This window comes from uncultured Roseibium sp. (genome assembly GCF_947496995.1).
Lineage (GTDB): Bacteria > Pseudomonadota > Alphaproteobacteria > Rhizobiales > Stappiaceae > Roseibium.
Genome location: NZ_CANMFD010000014.1, coordinates 1 through 2,277, shown reverse-complemented (window position 1 = coordinate 2,277; position 2,277 = coordinate 1). Strand labels below are relative to the sequence as shown.

The 2,277-nt window shown below is 56.3% G+C and carries 1 tRNA gene and 2 rRNA genes; all 3 read left to right on the top strand.

The window, feature by feature from the left end:
- Window positions 1-1,525: ribosomal RNA gene (locus tag Q1B40_RS24665) — 23S ribosomal RNA — on the top strand; the annotation flags it as partial.
- A 400-nt stretch (window positions 1,526-1,925) separates the two neighbouring features.
- Window positions 1,926-2,040: ribosomal RNA gene (gene rrf, locus Q1B40_RS24660) — 5S ribosomal RNA — on the top strand.
- 138 nt (window positions 2,041-2,178) lie between these two features.
- Window positions 2,179-2,255: transfer RNA gene (locus tag Q1B40_RS24655), tRNA-Met, on the top strand.
- The last annotated feature ends 22 nt before the right edge of the window (window positions 2,256-2,277 follow it).

Genomic DNA, 2,277 nt, shown 5'->3' with positions numbered 1-2,277 from the left:
TCCTGGAGATATCAGAAGTGCGAATGCTGACATGAGTAACGATAAAGAGTGTGAGAGACACTCTCGCCGAAAGTCCAAGGGTTCCTGCGCAACGCTAATCGGCGCAGGGTTAGCCGGCCCCTAAGGCGAGGCCGAAAGGCGTAGTCGATGGGAATGCAGTTAATATTCTGCAGCTTGTGGGTAGTGACGGATGCCGTGTGTTGTATCTCCTTATTGGATTGGGGGTGCAGCGAAGGTGTTCCAGGAAATAGCTCCCACGTATAAACCGTACCCGAAACCGACACAGGTGGACTGGTAGAGCATACCAAGGCGCTTGAGAGAACTATGCTGAAGGAACTCGGCAAAATGCTCCCGTAAGTTCGCGAGAAGGGAGACCTCATAGTGGGCAACCATTGTGGGGTGGCACAGACCAGGGGGTGGCGACTGTTTATCAAAAACACAGGGCTCTGCGAAGCCGCAAGGCGACGTATAGGGTCTGACGCCTGCCCGGTGCTGGAAGGTTAAGAGGAGGTGTGCAAGCACCGAATTGAAGCCCCAGTAAACGGCGGCCGTAACTATAACGGTCCTAAGGTAGCGAAATTCCTTGTCGGGTAAGTTCCGACCTGCACGAATGGCGTAACGACTTCCCCGCTGTCTCCAGCATAGACTCAGTGAAATTGAATTCCCCGTGAAGATGCGGGGTTCCTGCGGTCAGACGGAAAGACCCCGTGCACCTTTACTACAGCTTCACACTGGTATTCGTCACGACATGTGTAGGATAGGTGGTAGACGTTGAAGCCTTGGCGCCAGCTGAGGTGGAGTCACCCTTGAAATACCACCCTTGTCGTCATGGATATCTAACCGCGGTACAACCATATCCGGGACCGTGTGTGGCGGGTAGTTTGACTGGGGCGGTCGCCTCCCAAATGGTAACGGAGGCGCGCGAAGGTGGGCTCAGAGCGGTCGGAAATCGCTCGTTGAGTGCAATGGCATAAGCCTGCCTGACTGCGAGACTGACAAGTCGAGCAGAGTCGAAAGACGGCCATAGTGATCCGGTGGTCCCTCGTGGAAGGGCCATCGCTCAACGGATAAAAGGTACGCCGGGGATAACAGGCTGATGATGCCCAAGAGTCCATATCGACGGCATTGTTTGGCACCTCGATGTCGACTCATCACATCCTGGGGCTGGAGCAGGTCCCAAGGGTTTGGCTGTTCGCCAATTAAAGTGGTACGTGAGTTGGGTTCAGAACGTCGCGAGACAGTTCGGTCCCTATCTGCCGTGGGTGTAGGAGAATTGAGAGGATCTGTCCCTAGTACGAGAGGACCGGGATGGACGTACCTCTGGTGGACCTGTTGTGGCGCCAGCCGCATTGCAGGGTAGCTATGTACGGAAGGGATAACCGCTGAAAGCATCTAAGCGGGAAACCCACCTCAAAACCAGTTCTCCCTGAAGAGCCGTGGAAGACCACCACGTCGATAGGAAGCGTGTGGACGTGCAGCAATGCATGAAGCTTAGCTTTACTAATAGCTCGTTCGGCTTGATCCTCTCATTAGTCAATGCTCATCTTTTAAAAGCGCCCTAGGCGCTTTGAAAAGATTGGTTGGTTTGCGCTCACGCGCGCATCGCCCTTCGGGCGGCGCTCCGCGGGGGCGGCCAAAAGTGGCCGGCGCGCACTTGCGCTTGCCTCGCTCAAGCTCGGAACTCCCGTTCCTTGCGAAAGCTCTGGAAAACAGACAACCAATCTGAAAAAAATCATCGATAAGACCAGTTTGTTCTCAGCGCATCACGCTCAACACCTGCAAGGGAAAAGAGCCGAACCGAAAGGTTCGCAAGGCCGACCGGCCGCCGCCCGATAGGGCGCGCCTGCGCAGGCCAGCTGCAACGCAGCGTACGGCCGCGAGCACAAACAAAAAGACCAGTTCACAACAAAACTGCGCTTCGCCGGCCTGGTGGCCCCAGCGGGGAGCCCCCACCCGATCCCATCCCGAACTCGGCCGTGAAACTCCCCAGCGCCAATGGTACTGCATCTTAAGGTGTGGGAGAGTAGGTCGCCGCCAGGCCTGCAAAGCTCAGTTTTGTATCTTCAACACAAGCGCTCACGCGCGCAACGCCTTGCCCGCTGCGCTCCGCAAGGGCGCCCTCACCGGGCGGCACAAAAGCCCAACGGGGACACAAACAAACCCCTGAAACAAAAATAACGCGGGATGGAGCAGTCCGGTAGCTCGTCAGGCTCATAACCTGAAGGTCGCAGGTTCAAATCCTGCTCCCGCAACCAAATCAAAAAGCCCCCTCGGATC